This is a genomic window from Sphingomonas carotinifaciens (assembly GCF_009789535.1).
Classification (GTDB): domain Bacteria; phylum Pseudomonadota; class Alphaproteobacteria; order Sphingomonadales; family Sphingomonadaceae; genus Sphingomonas; species Sphingomonas carotinifaciens.
In genome coordinates, this window is the sequence record NZ_WSUT01000005.1 from 1,845,283 (window position 1) to 1,867,607 (window position 22,325).

20 protein-coding genes are annotated in these 22,325 nt (G+C 69.2%); 17 read left to right on the top strand and 3 right to left on the bottom strand.

The window, feature by feature from the left end; translation table 11 throughout:
• The first annotated feature begins 4 nt into the window (after positions 1–4).
• The 8 genes from GQR91_RS10825 (at position 5) to GQR91_RS10860 (ending at position 10,000) form a co-directional block, all read left to right on the top strand.
• Positions 5–580, top strand: coding sequence for a TerD family protein (locus GQR91_RS10825; RefSeq protein ID WP_112382580.1), 576 nt, complete (start codon positions 5–7; stop codon positions 578–580).
• Between the two features lie 3 nt (positions 581–583).
• Positions 584–1,687 (top strand): phosphoribosyltransferase domain-containing protein, encoded by a 1,104-nt coding sequence (locus GQR91_RS10830; protein WP_149681747.1) that lies wholly within the window; start codon positions 584–586, stop codon positions 1,685–1,687.
• Complete coding sequence (locus GQR91_RS10835) at positions 1,687–2,427, top strand: HAD family hydrolase (RefSeq protein WP_235903919.1); 741 nt, start codon at positions 1,687–1,689, stop codon at positions 2,425–2,427. Before GQR91_RS10830 ends, GQR91_RS10835 begins: the two co-directional genes overlap by 1 nt.
• A complete protein-coding gene (locus GQR91_RS10840) occupies positions 2,424–3,512 on the top strand; it encodes a cysteine protease StiP domain-containing protein (protein ID WP_149681746.1) in 1,089 nt (362 codons plus the stop codon). Before GQR91_RS10835 ends, GQR91_RS10840 begins: the two co-directional genes overlap by 4 nt.
• On the top strand, positions 3,509–4,402 hold the full coding sequence (locus GQR91_RS10845) for an HpcH/HpaI aldolase/citrate lyase family protein (RefSeq protein ID WP_149681745.1): 894 nt from the start codon (positions 3,509–3,511) through the stop codon (positions 4,400–4,402). The genes GQR91_RS10840 and GQR91_RS10845 overlap by 4 nt, the downstream gene beginning before the upstream one ends.
• Before the next feature lie 16 nt (positions 4,403–4,418).
• A complete protein-coding gene (locus GQR91_RS10850; RefSeq protein ID WP_149681744.1) occupies positions 4,419–5,216 on the top strand; it encodes an AIM24 family protein in 798 nt (265 codons plus the stop codon).
• Positions 5,217–5,584: 368 nt separating this feature from the next.
• On the top strand, positions 5,585–7,174 hold the full coding sequence (locus GQR91_RS10855; protein ID WP_149681743.1) for a hypothetical protein: 1,590 nt from the start codon (positions 5,585–5,587) through the stop codon (positions 7,172–7,174).
• A 102-nt stretch (positions 7,175–7,276) separates the two neighbouring features.
• Positions 7,277–10,000, top strand: coding sequence for a TonB-dependent receptor domain-containing protein (locus GQR91_RS10860; protein ID WP_112382576.1), 2,724 nt, complete (start codon positions 7,277–7,279; stop codon positions 9,998–10,000).
• Here the strand turns inward: GQR91_RS10860 and GQR91_RS10865 are convergent.
• From GQR91_RS10865 to GQR91_RS10875, 3 genes are read right to left on the bottom strand one after another with little or no spacing between them, the layout of a single operon-like run.
• Positions 9,997–10,755 (bottom strand): hydrolase 1, exosortase A system-associated, encoded by a 759-nt coding sequence (locus GQR91_RS10865; protein ID WP_149681742.1) that lies wholly within the window; start codon positions 10,753–10,755, stop codon positions 9,997–9,999. The two genes, GQR91_RS10860 and GQR91_RS10865, sit on opposite strands and share 4 nt — an antisense overlap.
• Entirely contained in the window at positions 10,743–11,384 is a 642-nt protein-coding gene (locus GQR91_RS10870; protein WP_174236602.1) for a hypothetical protein, read from the bottom strand. Before GQR91_RS10870 ends, GQR91_RS10865 begins: the two co-directional genes overlap by 13 nt.
• Positions 11,381–11,653 carry an acyl carrier protein gene (locus tag GQR91_RS10875; RefSeq protein ID WP_112382575.1) on the bottom strand — a complete coding sequence of 91 codons (273 nt, stop codon included), beginning with the start codon at positions 11,651–11,653 and terminating at the stop codon, positions 11,381–11,383. Before GQR91_RS10875 ends, GQR91_RS10870 begins: the two co-directional genes overlap by 4 nt.
• A gap of 84 nt (positions 11,654–11,737) precedes the next feature.
• Here GQR91_RS10875 and GQR91_RS10880 point away from each other — a divergent pair, with 84 nt between their 5' ends.
• From GQR91_RS10880 to GQR91_RS10920, 9 genes are all read left to right on the top strand, one after another.
• Complete coding sequence (locus tag GQR91_RS10880) at positions 11,738–13,207, top strand: AMP-binding protein (RefSeq protein ID WP_174236601.1); 1,470 nt, start codon at positions 11,738–11,740, stop codon at positions 13,205–13,207.
• Positions 13,204–14,415: a pyridoxal-dependent decarboxylase, exosortase A system-associated gene (locus tag GQR91_RS10885; protein ID WP_149681741.1), complete on the top strand. Its 1,212-nt coding sequence runs from the start codon at positions 13,204–13,206 to the stop codon at positions 14,413–14,415. The genes GQR91_RS10880 and GQR91_RS10885 overlap by 4 nt, the downstream gene beginning before the upstream one ends.
• A gap of 118 nt (positions 14,416–14,533) precedes the next feature.
• Positions 14,534–15,178, top strand: a complete 645-nt coding sequence (locus GQR91_RS10890; protein WP_149681740.1) for an XrtA/PEP-CTERM system exopolysaccharide export protein — start codon at positions 14,534–14,536, stop codon at positions 15,176–15,178.
• A gap of 10 nt (positions 15,179–15,188) precedes the next feature.
• Positions 15,189–16,700 carry an XrtA system polysaccharide chain length determinant gene (locus tag GQR91_RS10895; RefSeq protein ID WP_149681739.1) on the top strand — a complete coding sequence of 504 codons (1,512 nt, stop codon included), beginning with the start codon at positions 15,189–15,191 and terminating at the stop codon, positions 16,698–16,700.
• Positions 16,701–16,708: 8 nt separating this feature from the next.
• Positions 16,709–17,701 carry a P-loop NTPase family protein gene (locus GQR91_RS10900; protein WP_149681738.1) on the top strand — a complete coding sequence of 331 codons (993 nt, stop codon included), beginning with the start codon at positions 16,709–16,711 and terminating at the stop codon, positions 17,699–17,701.
• Positions 17,698–19,368 (top strand): hypothetical protein, encoded by a 1,671-nt coding sequence (locus GQR91_RS10905; protein ID WP_149681737.1) that lies wholly within the window; start codon positions 17,698–17,700, stop codon positions 19,366–19,368. Before GQR91_RS10900 ends, GQR91_RS10905 begins: the two co-directional genes overlap by 4 nt.
• A 19-nt stretch (positions 19,369–19,387) precedes the next feature.
• The gene (locus tag GQR91_RS10910) at positions 19,388–20,461 is read left to right on the top strand and encodes an ExeA family protein (protein ID WP_149681736.1); all 1,074 of its coding nucleotides are present in this window, start codon (positions 19,388–19,390) and stop codon (positions 20,459–20,461) included.
• Entirely contained in the window at positions 20,451–21,302 is an 852-nt protein-coding gene (locus tag GQR91_RS10915) for an XrtA system polysaccharide deacetylase (RefSeq protein ID WP_149681735.1), read from the top strand. Before GQR91_RS10910 ends, GQR91_RS10915 begins: the two co-directional genes overlap by 11 nt.
• Positions 21,299–22,321, top strand: coding sequence for a FemAB family XrtA/PEP-CTERM system-associated protein (locus tag GQR91_RS10920; RefSeq protein ID WP_149681734.1), 1,023 nt, complete (start codon positions 21,299–21,301; stop codon positions 22,319–22,321). Before GQR91_RS10915 ends, GQR91_RS10920 begins: the two co-directional genes overlap by 4 nt.
• Positions 22,322–22,325 lie beyond the last annotated feature (4 nt).

Sequence of the window (22,325 nt, forward strand, 5' to 3'; positions counted from 1 at the left end):
TCAGATGGCGGTATCCCTGTCCAAGGGCGGCAATGTCAGCCTGTCGAAGGAAGCACCCGGCCTGAAGGCGGTACGCGTCGGCCTGGGTTGGGACACGCGGGTGACGGACGGCAGCGGGTTCGACCTGGATGCGTCGGTGTTCCTGCTGAACGAGGCGGGACAGGTGCGGTCGGACGCGGACTTCGTGTTCTACAACAACAAGCTGGGCGCAAACGGCGCGGTCGAGCATCAGGGCGACAACCTGACCGGCGAAGGCTCGGGCGACGACGAGACGGTGAGCGTCAACCTCGACACGCTGCCTGCCGACATCGCCAAGATCAGCTTTGCGGTGACGATCCATGAGGCCGAGGCGCGTCGGCAGAATTTCGGCATGGTATCGAACGCGTTCATCCGCGTGCTGAACGCCGATGGCGGCACCGAGATCGCGCGCTACGACCTGTCGGAGGACGCATCGACCGAGACGGCGATGATCTTCGGCGACCTGTATCGCCATGGTGGCGAGTGGAAGTTCAAGGCGATCGGCCAGGGCTTTGCCGGTGGCCTGGGGCCGCTGGCCCGGTCGTTCGGCGTCAACGTCTAGGCGATGATGGCGGCGGGGGGGCAGGTGTCGGCAGCGGCGGTGTCGCTGCCGACGGGGCAGTTGCGTGTGGAGGTGACGGGGGGCGATCCGGACTGGCCGCTCGCGCGGCTGTGCGGGTTCGCGGCGCGGCGCAATCCCAGGCGCGGTTTCCTGGTGGTGTCCAAGGTGCTGGGGCGGCATTGGCCGGCGCGGCCGGGGGAGATGCGCGCCGCGGTGCGCGCGCTGGCGGCGCGGTTGCCGGGCGATCTGGCGGGGCCCATCGTGGTGATGGGGCTGGCCGAGACGGCGGTGTGCCTGGGACAGACGCTGCATGAGGAGATGGCGCGGGGCGACGCGCTGTTCCTGCATTCGACGCGGCAGCGGATCGACCATCCGCTGCTGGCGCGGTTCGAGGAGCCGCACAGCCATGCGTCCGCGCATCTGGTGTACGAGCCGGTGGAGCCGGGGTTCGAGGCGCCGAGGACGCTGGTGCTGGTCGATGACGAGGTGTCGACGGGGACGACGCTGACCAATCTGGCGAGGGTGCTGGTGGCGCGCTGGCCGAGCGTCGAGCGGATCGTGGTGGCGACGCTGACCGACTGGTCGGGGGGCGGATGGCTGACAGCGATGCCGCGGCCGGCGACGATCGCGAGCCTGTTGCAAGGGCGGCTGGACTGGACGCCGGGCGGGGTGGCGGAGGACGTGGCCGGGTTCGAGGCGGCGGCGGGAACGCTGGGCGTGCTGGACGATCCCGTCAATCACGGGCGGCTGGGCCGCCGTGACAGTGATGTTGCCGGGCCGGACAGCGAGCCGGCGGTGCACGGTCCGCTGCGGATCGTGGGGACGGGGGAGTTCACCTATGCGCCGTTCCGGCTGGCGGAGCGGCTGGAGGCGGCGGGGCTGGACGTGGTGGTGCAGGCGACGAGCCGCAGTCCGGCGCGGATCGGCGGGGCGCTGGCCTGCGCGCTGTGTTTCGACGACAATTATGGGACGGGTGTGCCGAACTTCCTTTATAATGCGGATGCCGCCGATGGGCGGACGACATGGATCTGCCACGAGACGCCGGATGTCGATCCGGCGCTGGTCGCGGCGCTGGATGCAGAAACGCTGCGCTGGAGCGCGCGCTGATGCGGGCGATCGCGCTGGTCGATCTGGACGACACGCTGTTCCAGACGCGGGCGAAATGCCCCGAGGACCTGGCCGTCGAGGCGCTGACCCCGATCGGCTTTGCGGTCGACGGGGCACCGCTGAGCTATGCCACCCCGCGGCAGATGCGCTTCATCGAATGGCTGGCCGAGACGACGCATCTGGTGCCCGTCACCGGCCGCAGCCTGGATGCGCTGCGCCGGGTGAACGTGCCCTTTGCCGCCGGCGTGTGCGCGCATGGCGGCGTGGTGCTGGGCGAGGATGGCGAGCCGGATGAAGGCTGGGCGGCCGAGATCGCGCGTGCCGCGGCCGACCATGCCGGGGCGCTGGAGGGCTATGCCGCGGCGATCACCCATGAGGCGGAAGCACAGGGCGTGTCGCTGAGGGTACGGGTGCTGGAGGAGGCGGGCGTGCCGATCTACACGCTGGCCAAGCATCCCGAGGCGGATCATGCCGCCTTGTTCAAGGTGGTGGACGCCGCGATCCCGGACGTGCCGGCGGGATGGACGCTGCATCGCAACGGCAACAACGTCGCGATGATGCCGCCCTATCTGGGCAAGGCCAATGCGGTGGCGCATCTGCTGCCCGGCCTTCGCGCGCGGTTTCCGGAGGCGAGCGTGATCGGGGTGGGCGACAGCCTGACCGATGCACCGTTCATGGCGCTGTGCGATTTCGCGATGCTGCCGACGCGATCCCAACTGGCCGACCGGCTATTCGCATGAGCGGCTTTTCCGGAAGCTACGATCCGGCGGACGTCACCTTCCTGTTGAAACCGGTGGTGCTGGCAGCCACCGACGTCGCGGCCAAGGAACGGGCGATCCAGTCCGGCGCGCGGCATTATTCGGAGATGATCGCGCCCGAGGCGGTGCCCGATGCCGCCTATCTGGCGCTGTACGATGCCGCCCTGCAACGCAACGGCCTGAGGCTGGCGAGCGATATCGCCGCGCTGGCCGCGCATCTGGCGGCGCGGGCAGAGGGCCGCGAGGTGGTGATCGCCAGCCTGGCGCGGGCGGGGACGCCGATCGGCGTGCTGCTGCTGCGCACGCTGCGTGCGCACGGCGTCAAAGCGGCGCATTATGCGATCAGCATCATCCGCGACCGGGGGATCGACCGCGCGGCGCTGGCCCATATCGCGGCGCGGCACGATCCGGCGGACGTGGTGTTCGTCGATGGCTGGACGGGCAAGGGGGCGATCGCGGGCGAGTTGCAGCGCAGCCTGGCCGACCGGCCGTTCGGCTTTGCGCCGGTGCTGGCGGTGGTGGCGGACCCGGCGGGCGTGGCCGATATCGCGGCGACCGCGGACGATTACCTGATCGCGTCGGGCCTGTTGAACGGCATCGTGTCCGGGCTGGTCAGCCGGTCGATCCTGTCGGATGCGGTGGTGGGGCCGGGGGATTTCCATGCCTGCGTCACCTATCCCGAACATGCGGCGGCGGACCGGTCGCGCGCATTCGTCGACGCGCTGGCGCCTATGGCGGCGCTGGCGCAACCGCGGCCGATCGGGGGGCACGGGGCGGAGCGCGCGGCCTTGCGCGCGGCGAGCGGTGCACTGGTGACGCAGATGCTGGCGGCGATCGGCAGCGAGGATGCGAACCGGGTGAAGCCGGGCATCGCGGAGGCGACACGCGCCCTGTTGCGGCGGATGCCCGAGCGGCTGTTCGTGCGCGATCCCGGCGATGCCGATGTCGCGCACCTGATCCATCTGGCCGAACAGGGCGGCGTGCCGGTGGAGCGGCTGGATCCCGATAGTCGGTACCGGGCGGTGACGATCATCCGCTCGCTGGGCCGGGACCGGGTGGCGGCATGACCGTGTCCGCGATCGAACTGGGCGCGACCCTGTACATGCCGTGCACGCGGGGCGACCTGGCGGCGGCGCTGGCGCGGGCGGCGGCGTCGGGGCTGCGATCGGCGGTGTTGTGCGTCGAGGACTCGGTGCATGCGCGCGACGTGCCGGCGGCGCTGGACAATCTGGCGGCGGTGTTGCCGGTCCTTGGCGCCATTCCGCTGGCGGTGTTTGTCCGACCGCGAAGTGCGGGCATGCTGGAGCATATCCTGCACCTGGACGGGATCGGCCATGCGGCAGGCTTCGTGATCCCCAAGGCGCATGCCGACAGCCTGCCCGCCTATCTGGCGCTGCCGCTGCACGAGGGGCACCGGCTGATGCCGACGCTGGAAACGCGCGAGGTATGCGACGGGCACGAGATGCGCCGCCTGCGCGACCAGTTGCTGGGGCAGCAGGAGCGTATCCTGGCGCTGCGCATCGGCGGCAACGACCTGTTGCAGATACTGGGGGCGCGGCGATCGGCGACGCGCACCGTTTATGACGGTCCGCTCGGCCCGCTGATCGGGACGCTGGTGGCGACGTTCGCGCCCTGGGGGTTCGAGCTGACCGCGCCGGTGATGGAGAATTTCGCGAACCCTGCGCTGCTCGCCGCCGAGGTGGAGCGCGACCTGGACCATGGGCTGTGCGCCAAGACCGCGATCCACCCGTCCCAGGTGCCGGTGATCCATGCCGCGCTGGCGGTGCCGATGGCGCAACTGGCCGAAGCGCAGGCGATCCTCGGCGAGGACAGCCCGGCGGTGTTCAACAGCGCGGGCGTGATGTGCGAACCTGCAACGCATGCCCGCTGGGCGCGGCGGGTGATGGCGCGGGCCGAAGCGTTCGGGACGACGGGCGCCGAACTGAAGATCGCGTGACGTGACGGAGGACGAGATGGCCGATTTCAGGACGAAGATCGACGAGCAGCAGGGCAATGGCATGCGGCTGGAACTCTTTCAGTTCAAGCGCAAGAGCTATGCCATGGCGCGCGCGGTGCAGGCGACGGCGCAGGGCGGAACGGCCGGGCAGGCCGCCGCGGCCCCGGTCTATGTCTACCCCGCGCATGAGGCGACCGCGCGGCAGGTTCGCATTGTGCTGGAGGGCGGGGCTGCGCTGCTGGAGCCGGGGGCGCTGCAATATGCGCACGGCGCGATCCATACCGAGGTGCAGCGCAACGAGAGCGGCGGTTTTCTGGCACGGGCGGTGAAATCGGCGGGGTCGGGTGAATCGGCCTATGCGACGCGCTTTTCGGGGCGGGGCGAGGTGTGGACCGAGCCGACCACCAAGCATTTCATCCTGGCGGCGATGGACGGGCCGCAGGACTCGCTGATCCTGGACGACGGCGCCTTTTATGCCTGCGACGCGAACATCCAGGTGTCGACGCATGTCCACCGCTCGGTCGCCGGGCTGTTCTCCGGCAACGGGCTGATGCAGCCCAAGCTGACGGGTGCGGGCGCGTTCGTGGTCGAGGCGCCGGTGCCGGTGGACGAGATCGAGGTGATCGAACTGGACGGGTCGGGCGAACTGATCGTCGATGGCGACCTGATGCTGATGTATTCGGCGACGTTGCAGGTGGATTTGCGGCCGCTGGTGCAGGGCATTCGCAACGCGATGCGCAGCGGCGAGGGGCTGGTGTTCGTCTTTCGCGGGCGCGGCACGGTATGGCTGACGCCTACCGCCAAGCTGGGGTGAGGGGCCGGGGGGCGTGAGCGAACAGTCCAGCGACCCTGCATCTTCAAAGGTCGAAGCGATGGCGCCTCGACGAGCGCCGCGTTCGAGGAAACGCCCCACCTCAACCCCTCCCCTGAAGGGGAGGGGCTCCCCATGCCATTCCGATAGCGTCGGTCTTTGACGAGCAGCATTGCTGCATTGCAGCGAAACGGCCGATGCGGCCGCGCTGTGTCATCCCGGCATCGTCACGAAACCGTCACGCAGCCGTAACCGTTCTGACCCCGAAACCACATCTTCCCGTCATGCGGCCCGCCTAACCGCCGCGGGGAGATCGGCAGGGGGGAATGCTCTGGTCGATCGCACCATCCAAGATCGACCAGGAGCTTCACATGGCCCGCTTCAACCGCCTCGGCACTCTTTTACTGGCGACGACCGCGAGCCTGGCACTTGCCGGCTGCAACGGCGCGGACGGCGTCGCTTCGCCGGGCGAAGGCGTCATCGTCGTGCCGGGCACCCCGACCCCGACGCCCTCCACCCCCACGCCGACCCCCACCGCACCGGGCACGCCCGCCGCGTCCTGCCCCACCGGCACGTCGGACGCCGGCATCGTCGGCAGCTATCGCGGCTGCCGCCTGCCGAGCCGCATCGAGGGTTCGCTGTCGCTCCAGAAGGTCGCGGGCGTCGCCTATGAGATTAACGGCCGCGTCGATGTCGGCGTGGACATCGGCGGCGCGGGCAACGCACCGGGCGGTGCGTCGGCCACGCTGACGATCGCGCCGGGCGTGCTGATCTATGCCAACACGACCAACGCCGACAACGACTTCCTGGTCGTCAATCGCGGCTCGCGCATGAATGCCGAGGGCACCGAGACGCAGCCGATCATCTTCACCGCGCAGCAGAACCTGACCGGCGGTGTCACCGACGAGAGCCAGGGCCTGTGGGGCGGCATCATCATGGCGGGCCGCGCGCCAATCTCAAACTGCAACGCGACCGTCGCGGGTGGTTCGGTGAACTGCGAAAACGTGGTGGAGGGCACTTCCACCGCGCTCTACGGCGGCGCGACGCCGACCGACAACTCGGGCACCGTGCGCTACGTCCAGATCCGGTATTCGGGCACGATCATCAGCCCGAACAACGAGCTGCAGGGCCTGACGCTCGGCGGCACGGGTTCCGGCACGACGATCGACCACGTCCAGGTCCATAACTCGTCGGACGACGGCATCGAGGTCTTCGGCGGTCGCACCAACATGCGCTACCTGGTGATGACCGGCACCGACGACGACGCGGTGGATACCGATGTGGGTTGGCAGGGCTTCATCCAGTTCGTGCTGGCGATCCAGAAGCCGGTGAATACGCAGACCGACAATTATTCGACCGAGATCGACTCGAACAACAACGAGGACGCGCTGCCGCGTCAGCGCTACACGCTGTCGAACTTCACCTTCGTGCAGACCTCGACCGCGACCAACGCCGCGATCCGCCTGCGTGGCGGCGCCGATGCGCGCTTCGTCAACGGCATCGTGGTCGGCCCGACCGCCTGCCTCAACATCGTTGCCGGCGCCGATGCGCAGGGCAAGACGACGATCCGTCCCGCCAACACCGCGCTGGAGGACAATGGCCCGCCGGTGTTCAACTCGGTGCTGTTCGGTTGCGCCAACCCCTATGCGGAGACGACGGTGAACAACGTCACCGTCACCAATGCGGAAATGGCGGCGATCTTCAACGCGGCGGGCGGCAACAATGTGGAAAGCGCCACGGGCCTGCTGACCAACGGCTTCTACCCCGCCGGCCAGGCCACGACCGCAACCGCGTTCAACGCCTCCACGTTGAACCCGGCGGGCACCTCGGTCCTGGTCCAGACCAGCTATGTCGGCGCGGTCAGCGGGCCGAACGACACCTGGTTCCGCGGCTGGACGTGCAATTCCAACCGCGCCAACTTCGGCGCGACGTCGGGCGCCTGCACCAGCCTGCCGAGCTAAGCGGCGTATCCACGCGGGCGGCCGGAGCCGCCCGCGAACCCATTCAAGGCTCGGGGCGGCGGGGGTCGCCCACGAGCCATTACTTCAAGGCTCGGGGCCATCATGACGTCATCCTACCTTTCCACCCTGCTGGCGAGCACTATCCTGCTTCCGGCCGCCGCCGTCGCGCAGACCGGCACTGCGGCGCCCGCGGGCGGCGGGGCTCCGGCCGGTCAGGTGGTGTCGCCGCAGGCCGGCACGCCGGCGCAGCAGGACCCGCAAGCGGCCGCCGAGCAGCAGCAGGAACAGGTCGACGTCTCGACCCCGGGCGGGGCGGCGAACACGGACGAGATCGTCGTGGTCGGTCGCAACATCCCCAACGTCGTGCGCGCCACGCCGGAGGTGCTGAACGTCCTGTCCACCGCCGACATCCAGCGGACGGGCGAGGGCGACATCGCCGGTGCGCTCAGCCGCGTGACCGGCCTGTCGGTGGTCGGCAACGGCTTCGTCTATGTCCGCGGCCTGGGCGATCGTTACTCCTCGTCGCTGCTCAACGGATCGCCGCTGCCCAGCCCCGAGCCGCTGCGCCGTGTGGTGCCGCTCGACATCTTCCCGACCAACGTCATCGCCTCTGCGCTGGTGCAGAAAAGCTATTCGGTGAACTACCCGGCCGAATTCGGCGGCGGCGTCATCAACCTGACCACCAAGGCGGTGCCGGACAAGACCTTCTTCCAGATCGGCGGATCGCTGGGCGCGGACACGGTGACGACCAGCGAGCTGGGCTATACCTATGCCGGCGGCGATGCGGACTGGACCGGGTTCGACGACGGCACGCGCACCACGCCGGGCTTCATCAAGCGCGCTGGCATCGCGGGCACGTCGCCCGGATCGTCCGAGATCATCGGCCTGAACAACGCGCAGACGACGCTGCTCCAGCAGAACAACCAGTTGCCGGCCAATTTCTCCTATGAGGCGAGCTTTGGCAGCTCCACCGATATCGGCAATGTCCGGCTGGGCGTGATCGCGGCGGCCGGGCTGTCGAACAGCTGGCGGACCCGCGATTCGCGCCAGCAGCTATCCGACGACATCGACGGCGGCCTGCTGCGCGATTTCCGCACCGTGCTGACCGATCACCGTGCGATCGTGAACGGCATGCTGGGCATGGGTGCCGAGTTCGGCGCGCACAAGATCCGGCTGACCAACCTCTACATCCACGACACGCTGAAGCAGGGGCGCCTGTCGCGCGGGACGACCGCCAATATCGGTACGCTGCCGGGCGGGATCGACCCGTTCATCAACCAGAATACGAGCTGGTTCGAGCGCGAGCTGCGCGACACGCAGCTGGTGGGCGAGTTCAAGTTCGACGACATCTCGTTCGATGCACGCGGCGCCTATGCCAAGACCAAGCGCAACAGCCCGTATGAGCGCGGCTTCACCTATCAGTATAACGAGGCGATCGGCGACTATACGAACAATCTGAGCGGGTTGCAGTCCGCCGCCATCGCGTTCAGCGAACTGGACGAGCGCCTGTGGTCGGGTCAGGCGAACCTGACCTGGAACGTGCCGTTCGACCGGCCGTTCGCGGTGTCGGTCGGTTATGCCTATAACGACACGGCACGTAGCTCCAGCCGCTACACCTTCCAATATTCGGGGCCGAACAACGGACCGGTGTCCGACACCATCGCGCAGTTGCGTCCCGATTACCTGCTGTCCGACTTCACCATCCAGAATGCGGGCATCTATCTGCGCAATACGTCGACCGGGCAGGGAGCGGCCGCGTATGACGCGAGCCTGCGCGTCCACGGCGCCTATGCGCAGGTGGAGGGCGAGATCACCGACGGGCTGCGTGCCACGGTCGGCGTGCGCTACGAGAATGGCGACGAGCAGGTGATGCCCTCGGGCAACGCCGCGCCGACGCGTATCCAGAATGACTACTGGTTGCCGGCGGTGACGATTACCTGGAATTTCGCCGAGGACATGCAGCTTCGCGGGCACATGTCCAAAACGCTGGCCCGGCCGCAATTCCGCGAACTGGCACCGCAGCTTTACCAGGATTTCGAGAGCGATCGCCTGTTCTTCGGCAATGCCTTCCTGAAGGACTCGCAGCTTTACAACGGCGAGTTGCGCTACGAATGGTATTTCGCGCGCGACCAGCGGTTCAGCGCCTCCGGCTTCTACAAGCGGATCGACGATCCGATCGAGGCAGTGGCGTTCTTCCCCGGCGGCGCGGACGTGCTCCAGACCGGTTTCGCCAATGCCCCGCGTGCCAAGCTGTACGGTGGCGAGGTCGAGTTGCAGAAATATATCCCGCTCGACGGGTTGGACATCGGCTTCCTGGCGACACGCCGCCTGGTCGCGATCGCCAACTACACCTTTACCAAATCGTCGATCGACGCGACGGACCAGTTGATCGCCAGCCCGCTGCAGACCGGCGTCAACCCGGTGCTGCGCCCGGCCAACATCCTGTTCCAGGACGGTGCCTCGCTGGTCGGCCAGTCGGACCATCTGGTGAACCTGCAACTCGGGCTGGAGGACAAGGAGAGCCTGTCGCAGCTGACCGTGCTGTTCAACTATGCCAGCAACCGCGTGACCAATCGCGGGCCGGTGTCGGGCGGCGGCGGCCTGCGCCTGCCGGATCTGATCGAGCGTCCGGGCATCCGTCTGGACGTGGTGGCGCGGCAGGGCGTTGATCTGTTGGGTGGTCAGTTCGAGGTGAAGTTCGAGGCACGGAACCTGACGGGCACCGGTTACCGCGAATTCCAGACCTTCGAAAACGGCGCGCAGGTGGACATCAACCGGTATCGCCTGGGTCGCATCTTCACGCTGGGCGTCAGCACGACCTTCTAATCAAGGGCTGCCAGGATCGCCGCGTCCACCGCTTGGCGGTGGCCGGCGAAACTGTGGGAGGCGGTGGCCACGTAGCCGGTGGCGAAACGGTGGCGGCGGGCGGCGGCCTGGAAGCCGATGGCGGTGGCGTCGCCCTCGGCAAGCAGGATGGAGGCGTCCGTCCCCCAGCCGGCGATGGCACGCATCACGCGGTCCGAAAGGGGTGGGGTGGGCGAGCGCCACAGCTTCACCAGACCGGCGCGCAGGCGGGTCCGGTCGATGTCGCCGCGGGCGAGGCGCCACCATGTCGCGGGCGCGAACAGGCGTTGCGCATAATGCCGGCGGATAGCGGCAGCGGGGGGAAGTGCGTCATCGTCCTTGCCCAGCCAGGGATTCGCCAGAACGACGCGGTCGATCCCGGCGGCGCGACCATAGAGCGCCAGGGTGGTGGCGGCATCGCAATTGCCGAAGCCGATCAGCCGCGTGACCTGCGGCGCTGCGGCACGGAATATAGCGGCGGCGGCGGCGAGATCGGGCGCGGCGGATTGCCAGCCGCCGTTCGCCCCGTCCGAATCACCGATGCCGCGCCGGTCGTAGCGGAAGACGGGGTGGCCCTGTGCGGCGAGCCGGATCGCGAGCATCGTCATGCCGCGGTGTGCGCCCATGCGAGGTTCGTTGCCGCCGGAGACGATCAGGATGCCGGTGCTGCCCGTCGCCTCGTCCAGCGTGCCGAGCAGGGACGCCCCCTCGCACGCGAACGCGATCAGGCGGCGCATCGCCGGACCCATGTCGCGATATCGTCCGCCAGCGCCGTGCCGAGCGTCAGGTCCGTGTCCGGTTCCGAACGGTGCCAGGGGGGAGCGCCGGGCAGCTTCATGTCCGCGGGGCGGGGATCGGTGTCCAGGCGCACGACGCGGGTCGGTACGTCGCTGGCGACGGGGTCGGTGCCGGGCAGCGCGGCGAGCAGTGCGGGTGCGACGGCATTTCCCGCCACCATCTCGCCCGTCGACAGTCGCCGCCATGCGCGCAGCAGATCGTCGCCCCCCTGCGGCGCCAGAAGCCAGCGCGCGACCATCGGCGCGTCGGCATCGAGAAGCGCGGCGCTGCGGATGGCGAGCGTGACGGCGGGGCGGTTCAGGGAGCGGACGGCGGTAGCGAGTGCGGTGCGCAGGTCGGGCAGGCACAGCGCATCGGTAGGAAGCGGGCTTTCGCCGGTGCCGGGCAGATCGGGCAGCGCCCCGGCGATGCCGCGATCCGCCAGATGTCGCAAGATCGTGACGGCAAGGCCGCGGGTGCGATTCGCTTCTTCGAGAAGCGGAAGGATGGCGATGACCACCACACCGGTCGGAGGGCCGAAGCGCAGCATCGCCTCGGTCCCCCCCGACCAGGTGTAGCGATCGATCAAACGAGCGCCTTGCCGGCGGCGAACGCGACGAGGCTGCCGAAGCTTTCCAGCATCTCGCCGTCCACCTCGTCATCCTCGATCAGGACGCCCAACCGGTCCTCAAGCTCGGTCAGCACGCCGGCGACCGCCATCGAGTCCAGTTCGGGCAGCGCGCCGAACAGCGGCGTGTCGGCGGTGAAGCCGGCAACGCGCTCCGGCGTCAGTCCCAGCACGTCGGCCAGGACGGCGCGGACGGTATGTTCGATTTCGTGGCGGCCTTCGGGGATCACGGCTTGTGGCCTCGCTATGGTTCAGCCCGCCCGTTAATGCGCGGGGGTGAATTCGGCAACGGCTTGGCGCATAGCGGCGGTGTCATGATCGCACTGGATGCCACCCCCCGACCCATCGACCATGTTCTGGCCGGCGCGCCCGGTGCGCCTGCGCTGATCGAGCGGGCGGGGGTGATGGACTATGCCACGCTGGAGGATGCGGTCGCGCGGGCGGCCGGATGGCTGGCGGCGCAGGGCTTTTCGCAAGGGGACCGGGTGGCGAGCTGGCTGCCCAAGACGCGGATGGCCTGCATCCTGCCGCTGGCGGTGCCGCGCGCCGGGCTGGTGCACGTGCCGATCAATCCGGCGCTGCGCCGGGCACAGGTGGAGCATATCCTGAACGACAGCGGTGCGCGGATGCTGGTGACGCAGGATGCGCGGGCGGCGGGCCTTGAGGATGTGGCGACGCCGATCGTTGCCGAGGATGCGCTGGACGGCCCGCCGCTCGGCCGCTCCGACGCCGATACCGGTGCGCTGGCGGCGATCCTGTATACGAGCGGATCGACCGGGCGGCCCAAGGGGGTGATGCTGAGCCATGCCAATCTGTGGCTGGGGGCGGTGTCGGTCGCGCATTACCTGAAGCTGGCGCCCGACGACCGGGTGCTGGGCGTGTTGCCGCTGAGTTTCGATTACGGGCAGAACCAGTTGTTTTCGAGCTGGATCGCGGGCGCAAGCGTGGCGCCGCTGGACTATCTGACCGCGCGCGACGTGGTGAAGGCGGTGGCGCGGGTCGGTGCGACGACGCTGGCCGGGGTGCCGCCCCTGTGGGTGCAGGTGCTGGAGGCGGAATGGCCGGCGGAGGTCGCGGCATCGCTGCGGCGACTGACCAATTCCGGCGGCGCACTGACGCCGCGCCTGGTGCGCGATCTGCGGGCGCGCTTTCCCGGTGCCGACCTGTACGCGATGTACGGGCTGACCGAGGCGTTCCGCTCCACCTATCTCGATCCAGCGCTGCTCGACGCGCATCCCGACGCGATCGGCCGGGCCATTCCCTTTGCCGAGGTGATGGTGGTGCGGGCCGACGGCACGCGTGCGGTCCCCGGCGAGCAGGGGGAACTGGTCCATGCCGGGCCGCTCGTCGCGGGAGGCTATTGGCAGGACGAGGAGCGTAGCGCGCAACGCTTTCGCCCGGCGCCGGAATTTGCCGTGTCGGGGGGCATGGCGGTGTGGTCGGGCGACACGGTGGTGGAGGGGGAGGACGGGTTGTTGCGCTTCGTCGGGCGGGACGATGAGATGATCAAGTCGGCCGGGAACCGGATCAGTCCGCAGGAGATCGAGGAGGCGGTATTGGCGGGTGGCGAGGCGCGCGAAGCGGTGGCGATGGGCTTGACGGACGACAGGCTGGGCCAGGCGATCCATGTCGTACTGGCCGGCGATCCGGCGCAGGAGGCGGGCTTGCGCGCGCGGTTGAAGCGCGATTTGCCAAGTTTCATGCAACCACGCAGCTATGACTGGCGAGAAGCCCTGCCGCGCAACGCCAATGGCAAGCTGGACCGGGCGGGGTTGCGCGCATGAAGCCGATGGGACCGATCCCGCCGGAGTTCGCCGGGCAGCAGGGTGCGCTGGCGATCGGCGGGCGCGCGGCGGCGGACTGGATCGAGGGGGATGCGCCGGTATTCGTCTATGACCCCGCCATCGTCGCGGCGCGGGTGGCGCGGTTCCGGGCGAGCTTTGCGGGCATCGACCTGCATTATGCGATCAAGGCCAATCCGTTCCCGCCGCTGCTGGCAGCGATGGCCGGCATGGTCGACGGTTTCGACGTCGCATCCGCGGGAGAACTGGACAAGGTCGCAGGGCTTGGCCTGCCGGTCAGTTTTGCCGGGCCGGGCAAGCGCGACGGCGAACTGGCAGCGGCGATCGCCGCCGGGATCGCGCTAAACGTGGAATCGGAAGGGGAGGCGGAGCGGGCGCTGACCATCGCGGCACGCCTTGGCCGGGTGCCGCGGCTGGCGGTCAGGGTGAACCCGGATGTGGAGTTGCGCGGATCAGGCATGCGGATGGGCGGGCGCCCCTCGCCATTCGGGATCGACGCGGTGCGGGTGCCCGTGCTGGTGCGACGGCTGGTGGCGGCGGACGCGGACTGGCGCGGGTTCCACATCTATGCGGGCAGCCAGGCGCTGGACGCGCAGGCGATCATCGACACGCATGCCGCGACGCTGGATCTGGCGGCGCGGCTGGCGGACGAGGCAGGCCATGCGCCGCCGCTGGTCAATCTGGGGGGCGGGTTCGGCGTGCCCTATTTCGCGGGCGACACGGCGCTGGAGGTGGAAAAGGTCGGCGCGGCGCTGACCGATGCCCTGTCGGGGCGTGCCGCGGTGCTGGCCGACAGCCGGTTCGCGATCGAACTGGGCCGCTGGCTGGTCGCGGAGGCGGGCGTGTATCTGGCGCGGGTGATCGATCGCAAGGAGAGCGGGGGCGAGACCTTCCTGATCCTGTCGGGCGGGTTGAACCATCAACTGGCCGCGAGCGGCAATTTCGGCACGGTGGTGCGGCGCAACTATCCGCTGGCGGTGGCGCATGCGATGGGCGCGGAATGGCACGAGACGGTATCGGTGGTCGGGCCGCTGTGCACGCCGCTGGACCGGCTGGGCGACCGGGTGGCGTTGCCCGCCGCCGCGGCGGGGGACGTGATCGCGATCTTTCTGGCGGGGGCGTATGGCGCGAGCGCGAGTCCGGCGGCGTTTCTGGGCCATCCGGCGGCGGCGGAGCGGCTGGCGCGGTGACGGTGCCGCCGTTTTGCGACTTTCCATCCGCCTCTAACGCTATGTTCACCTCTGGCACAGCATAGCGGAGGGTGAAGACGATGGCGCCGGACATGGCGTCTTGAGGAGTGATGTTCCGATGCCCGGCCCATTTGTCCGTTCCTGCCTGCTCGCCGGCATCGCTGCCACGGCCCTGACCGGGTGCGCCACGACGACGACGCCGGCGGCGCAGTTGCCCGCGGCGTCCTATGTGGCGAGCAAGGAGCAGCCGGGCGAGGAATATGTGATCGGTCCGCTGGACCAGTTGAACATCTTCGTGTGGCGCAATCCCGAACTGACCGCCAAGGTGCAGGTGCGCCCCGACGGCCGGATCACGACGCCGCTGGTCAACGACATGCCCGCCGTCGGCAAGACGCCGGCGATGCTGGCCGACGACATGACCAAGGCCCTGTCCGAATATATCTCCAAGCCGATCGTTTCGGTGATCGTGGAGAATTTCTCCGGCACGTTCAGCCAGCAGGTGCGCATCGTCGGCGCCACCGAAAAGCCGGCATCGCTGCCCTACCGCGCGAACATGACGCTGCTCGATGCGATGATCGCGGTCGGCGGCCTCAGCCAATATGCCGCGGGCAACAAGGCCAAGCTGGTGCGGTACGACCGGGCGACGGGCAAGCAGAAGGAATATGCGCTGAAGATCGCCGACCTGCTGAAGCGCGGCAATTCCTCCGCCAATGTCCGGCTGGAGCCGGGCGACGTGATCATCATCCCTGAGTCGATGTTCTGAGGATGCGCGCATGAACGGCATCCTGGACGAGGTAAGGCTGGCGCTGCACGCGGTGTGGACGCGGCGCTGGGTCGCGCTGGCGGTCGCCTGGGCCGTGTGCGTGCTCGGCTGGCTGTTCGTGGCGCAGATACCGAGCCGGTACGAATCGCGCGCCCGCGTGCTGGTCGACATGCAGTCGATCCTGCCCGCGGACCTGAACGGGGCGCCGCAGGCGGCGCAGCAGACGGTGGACCAGGTGCGCCAGACGCTGATCTCGGCGGTGAACCTGCAGAAGGTGGTGCGCGGCACCGATCTGGCGAACACGGTGGCGAACGACCGCGACGTGGCCGACCGGGTGTCGTCGCTGGCGCAGTCGATCAAGATCGACAGCCAGCAGGACAATCTGTTCCAGATCACCACGACGATGAGCAGCCCCAAGCTGGCGCGCGACGTGACGCAGAAGCTGATCGACATTTTCGTCGAAACCAATCTGGCGGGCGATCGCAGCGCGACGAGCCAGAGTCTGGCGTTTCTGGACAAGCAACTGGCGCAGCGCCAGCGGCAACTGGCGGATGCGGAGGCCAAGCGCGCCGACTTCCAGAACCGGTATCTGGGCGGCCTGCCGGGTACCGGATCGGTGAGCGACCGGATCGGTGCGTCGCGCGCGCAGATGGCGCAGGTGGACGGCGATCTGGCCGCGGCGCAGTCCGGGCTGGCGGCGGTGCAGGGGCAGATGGCGTCCACCGCACAGACCGTGGCGGGGCCGGGGGGCACCACGGGCGGCCCGGCGCGCGCGCGGCTGGCGGCGATCCAGGGGCAGCTGGCCGATGCGCGGGCACGCGGCTATACCGACAATCACCCCGATGTGGTGGCGCTGAAGAGCCAGCTGGGCGCGGCGACCGCGGCGGCGCGGGCCGAGCCGGCGGGCACGGCGGGCGGTGCGACGGCCAATCCGCTCTACCTGTCGCTGCAATCGCTGGCGGCGGACAAGCAGGCGCAGGTCGCGGCACTCCGGATGCGAAAGGCGCAGTTGCAGGGCGACCTGGACCAGTTGAACGCCAAGCTGGCCGGCGATCCGGAGGTCGCGGCCGAGCAGGGCCAGATCGAGCGCGATTACCAGGTGCTGCAGGACCAGTATAACCAGTTGCTGCGCCAGCGCGAACAGATCGCGCTGCGCGGGCAGGCGCAGACGCAGACCGATGCCGTGCGCTTCAGCCTGATCGATCCGCCGACGCTGGCCTCCAAGCCGGTGGCGCCGAACCGCATGCTGTTGCTGAGCGGCGTTTTCGTCGCCGGGTTGGGCGCAGGCGTCGCCGCGGCGTTCGCGCTGGCGAAGCTGAGGGGGACGTTCACCACGGTCGGCGCGCTGGAGCGGGCGACGGGCATGCCGGTGATCGGTGCGATCGGCGAGGTGGTGACCCGCGCCCAGGCCGAGGCGCGGGCAAAGCGGCTGAAACTGTTCCTCGGCGGGACGGCGGCGCTGGGGGTGGCCTATGTGCTGCTGCTGGGCGTTGAGGTATTGCAGCGCGGAATGGCGGCGTGAGGACCCAGATGAGCAATCCCAGACCGCGCCGATCATCCTCGCTGCTGGAACGTGCGGCGGAGGTATACGACTTTTCAGCGCATGTTCGTGCAACGCCGCCGGCGGCGGTGGCCGTGCCGCCGGAACGGGAGCCCGAGGCGCCGGTCGCGATGCCGGCGACGCCCGGTAATGACGGGCCGGTGCTGCTGAACATTCCCGAGGAGTTTCGGGCGAGTGCGGCGGATAGCGCGTTCCTGGCGAGCGAATATGCGCCGGGCTTTACCGATGTCGCGACGATCGACCGGGCGATGCTGGCGGAAAACGGCATGATCGTGCCCGGCGCGCCGGTGGGGCCGCTGGCGGAGGAATTCCGGCTGGTGAAGCGGCAATTGTTCGTGACGCGCGAACGGTTGCTGGCTGCGGGCGAGACGGACAAGGCGCGCAGCGTGCTGGTCTGTTCGTCGCGGCCGCGCGACGGCAAGACGTTCTGCGCGATCAACCTGGCGCTGTCGGTGGCGGCGGAACGCGATACCGAGGTGTTGCTGGTCGATGCCGATTTCGCCAAGCCCGACGTGCTGGCGCGGTTGGGGCTGCCCGAGGGACCGGGGCTGCTGGATGCGCTGGACGATGCGCGGATCGACGTCGAGACGCTGGTGGTGCGCACCGACGTGCCGCACCTGTCGGTATTGTCGGCGGGCACCAAGACGGCGAGCGACACCGAATTGCTGGGATCGGCACGGACCCGCGCGGTGCTGGCCCGGCTGCTGGAGGCCAATCCCCGCCGCCTGATCATCTTCGATTCGCCGCCGGCGCTGGCGGCGTCGCCCGCCTCGGTGCTGGCGATGCTGGTCGGGCAGGTGATGCTGATCGTGCGGGCGGACCGGACGCCGGAAAACGAACTCGCCGCAGCGGTGAACCTGCTCGACGGGTGCGAGCATATCCAGCTCGTGCTGAACTCGGTGGCGTTCGTGTCCGGCAGCCAGCGGTTCGGCAGCTATTACGGGCAGGAGGGCGCACGGTGAAGGCGGTGGCGGCCCTTGCCGGCATCGTCCTGGCGGTGCCCGCGGCGGCGCAGACGGGCGGCGACATCGCCGGCCCATCGGTGCCGTCGCAGGCACAGGTCGCGGACGGGACCGCGAACGGGGCGCCGGCATCGGGTCGCACGGTGGTGCAGCCCTATATCGAACTGGGGCAGGTGCTGGCGGCCGACCTGCGCTCCGGCGATGTGCTGACCTATACCACGCTGGCCGCCGGGGTGGATGCGTCGATCGCCACCGCGCGCGCGCAGGGGCAGGCCAGCTATCGCTACGAGCGGCGGATCGGCTGGGGCAACGATCTGGCGGACAGCGACGTGCATGCCGGGCTGGCGCGCGGGATCGTGTCGCTGACCCGCGGGCTGAGCCTGGAGGGCGGGGCGCTGGCGACGCGGGTGCGATCGGACATTCGCGGCGATGCGCCGGGCGTGCTGGTCGGCAATGTCGGCAACACCAGCCAGCTTTATTCGGCCTATGTCGGGCCGAGCTATACCGGCCAACTGGGCGTCGCGACGGTGAACGCCAATTACCGGCTGGGTTATACCAAGGTGGAGGTGCCGTCGATCGGCGGCATTTCGCCCACGCTGCCGCGGCTGGATTATTTCGACGACAGCTGGAACCACATCGCGACCGCCAGCATCGGCGTGGCGCCGGGCATGGTCGCGACGCCGGGCTTCACGGCCAGCGGCGCCTATGAGCGCGAAACGGCGGGGCAATTGTCCGGCCGGTACGAGGGCTGGTACGGGCGCGGCGACGTGCTGTGGCCGGTCTCCCCTTATGTCGCCCTGGTCGGCGGGGTCGGTTACGAGCGGATCGAGACGAGCCAGCGCGACGCCTTGCGCGGTGCGGACGGGGCGCCGGTGCTGGACGGGGATGGCCGCTTCGTCACCGATCCCGCCTCGCCGCGGCGGATCGCGTACCGGACGGACGGCGTCTATTACGATGTCGGCGTGATGTGGCGGCCCAACCGCCGCACCGCGCTGGAGGCGCGGGTGGGCGAGCGGTTCGGATCGATCAGCTACACGGGGTCGCTGCGCTATCAGGCGTCGCGCAGCATGGGTGTGGCGGTCGTGGTGTATGACGGGGTGCAGACCTTCGGACGGCAGCTTCGCACCGGGCTGGCCAGCCTGCCGACCAGCTTCATCGGTGCGCGCGACGTGTTCGGCCAGGGGGTGAATGGCTGCGTCTTCTCGACCAGCGGGGCGACGCCGGGCGGATGCCTGAACGACGTGTTCCAGTCGGTGCAGACGGCCAGCTACCGCGCGCGCGGGGTGGACGGGATCGTCACGGTGCAGCGGGGACTGGCGACCTGGGGCGCGGGTGCCGGCTATGCCAACCGGCGGCTCTTTTCGCCGAACGTGCCGGGGGGCGTGGTGCTGTACGGGCTGGAGGACGAAAGCTGGTACGGGCAGCTCTTCTATGCACGCCAGTTGAACGCGGTGTCGGGCGTGGACCTGAACGCCTTCATCAATCATTACAGCAGCGAGCTTGCGGGGGCGGACGATGTCGTCTCGGTGGGGGCGACCGCCAGCTATTACCGCAATTTCGGACGGCTGGGCACCACGGCCAGCGTCGGGCTGTACCACTTCCAGGTGGGCGACCTCGACAGCGCCTTGTCCGCACAGGCGCTCATCGCCGCCCGTTACTATTTTTGATCGGCCGGAAAGGCAGGATATGTACGACACGCATTACGGGCTAACCGGACGGCCGTTCCAGCTGACGCCCGACGCGCGCTTCTGGTACGAGACGGCGACCCACCGCAAGGCGATGTCCTATCTGGGATATGGGCTGGCGCAGGGCGAGGGCTTCATCGTCATCACCGGCGATATCGGCGCGGGCAAGACGACGCTGGTCGGTCACCTGCTGGAGACGATCGATCCGCGCCGGCTGCATGCGGTGACCATCGTGTCGACCGCGATCGACGCGCGCGACCTGCTGCGCACCATCGCGACGCAGCTGAACGTCGACCCCGCCGGGCTGGAAAAGGCGCAATTGCTGACCGCGATCGAGCGGGGACTGCACGGCGTCGCGCGGACCGGGCGGCGGACGCTGCTGATCGTGGACGAAGCGCAAGGGTTGCCGGTGGATGCGCTGGAGGAGCTGCGCATGCTCTCCAACTTCCAGGCGGGCGGGCATGCGCTGCTCCAGATCGTGCTGCTCGGCCAGCCCGAGTTTCGCGAGCGGCTGCACGGGTCGGAGCGGCTGGAGCAACTGCGCCAGCGGATCATCGCGATCCACCATCTCGACCCGATGGAGGAACATGAGGTCGCCGATTACATCGCGCATCGCCTGTCGATCGTGGGGTGGCAGGGGCGGCCGGACTTCGCCGACGACGCGTTCGCGGCGCTGTACCGCGTGTCGGGCGGCGTGCCGCGGCGGTTGAACCTGCTGGCCGGGCGGGTGATGCTGCAGGCGGCGGTGCTCGACCTGACGCTGATCGATGCCGGGGTGGTGGAGACGGTGGCGGAGGACATGGCGGCGGACCTGCCGATGCCGACCGAGGCCGTGGCTCCGGAACCGGTGCGCTTCGTTGCCGACGAGGTACCGGTGCCCGTCACTCCGTCGCCCGCTCCGGCCCCCGACGAGGGATTGCGCGCGCGGGTGGCGGCGCTGGAGACGCGCGTCGAGCAGCAGGAGGCGGCGCTGCGCCGTATCCTGACGCTGCTGGTCGACTGGGTGGAATCCGATCGCGAACAGCCCGACCTGTCGCCCCTGCACCGACCGAGCGCGTGGGACCATGCCGCCTAAGCCCCTGAACGGCATGTCGGTCGACGTGGAGGAATGGTTCCAGGTCGGCGCGTTCGAGCGGGTGATCGACAAGGCGGACTGGGACCGGCTGGACGCCCGCGTCGAGGCCAATACCGGTGCGGTGCTGGACCTGTTCGCCGAGACGGGAACGCGCGCGACCTTTTTCACGCTGGGATGGGTGGCACACCGCCACCCACGCCTGATCCGCCGCATCGTCGATGCCGGGCACGAGATGGCGAGCCATGGCTGGGATCATGCCCGCGTCTTCACCATGGACGCAGGGGCGTTCCGCGCCGATCTGGCGCGGGCACGGGCCGCGATCGAGGATGCGTCGGGGCTGCCGGTGACGGGCTACCGCGCGCCGAGCTTTTCGATCGATGCGCGCACTCCATGGGCGCATCAGGTGCTGGCCGAGGCAGGCTATGCCTATTCCTCCAGCGTCGCACCGCTGGCGCACGACCATTATGGCTGGCGCGAGGCGCCGCGCTACGCCTATCGCCCGCTCGGCGACAGCGCGCTGATCGAGGTGCCGGTGACGGTGGCCGAGATCGCCGGGCGGCGATGGGCAACGGGGGGCGGCTTTTTCCGCCTGTTGCCGGGGCAGTTGATGGACTTTGCGGTGCGACAGGTGAACGCCGAGGCGCATGGTGCGGTGTTCTACTTCCACCCATGGGAGATCGATCCCGACCAGCCGCGCGTGGCGAACGCGCCGTTGAAATCGCGGGTGCGGCATTATTCGCGGCTGGGCGCGATGGCGGGCAAGCTGCGCCGACTGGCGAGGCGGCACGACTGGGGCCGGATGGACGCGGTGGTGGCGCAGGAGGCACGGGCGCTGTCATGACCGAGATCCGCGTGGCGGACCTGCGTGTGGCCGGTGAGGCCGCGCGCATCGATGCGTTCGTGCAGCAGGCGCCGGGCGCCACGCCCTTTCACCTGACCGGCTGGTCGCGCGCGGTGGAGCGGGGCACGGGGCAGAAGGCACGCTATCTGGTGGCGGAGCGCGGCGGCGTGCCGGTGGGGGTGCTGCCGCTGACCGCGATGCGATCGCCCCTGTTCGGTAAGGCATTGGTATCCGCCGGGTTCGGCGTGGATGGCGGCGTGCTGGGCGAAGGTGTGGACGCGCTGGCGGCGGCGGCCTGGGATATGGCGCGGGCCGGGGGGATGGGCAGTGTCGAGTTGCGCGGCGGGCCGGCGCCCGAGGGCTGGGCGGTGAACGACAGCAGCTATCTGGGTTTCGTCCGGCCGCTGGCGGCGGATGACGAGGCGGAACTGAAGGCGGTGCCGCGCAAGCAGCGTGCGGAGTTGCGCAAGGCATTGGCGCTGGACCTGCACATCGAAACCGGTAGCGGGGCGCGCGACCGGGCGGCGCATGCACGCGTTTACGGCGAGTCGGTGCGCAATCTGGGGACGCCGGTATTCCCGCGTGCGCTGTTCGCGGCCGTACTGGACGAACTGGATGCCGACATACTGACCGTGCGGCATGAGGGCCGGGCGGTGGCAAGCGTGCTGAATCTGTATTTCGGCGGAACGGTGTACCCTTATTGGGGCGGGGGTACGCAGGCGGCGCGGGGCCTGCGCGCCAACGACGCCATGTATTTCGCCCTGATGCGTCATGCGCGCGAACGCGGATGTACGCGGTTCGACTTCGGTCGGTCGAAGACGGGCACGGGGGCCGCCGCGTTCAAGAAGAATTGGGGGTTCGACGGCCAGCCGCTGCGCTATGCCAGCCGGCACGAGGGCGAGGCGCGCGCGGTGAACCCGCTGAACCCCAAATATGCCCTGATGGTGGCGACGTGGAAGCGCCTGCCATTATGGCTGGCCAATCGTGCCGGACCCTGGATTTCCAGGGGGCTCGGCTGAGGCG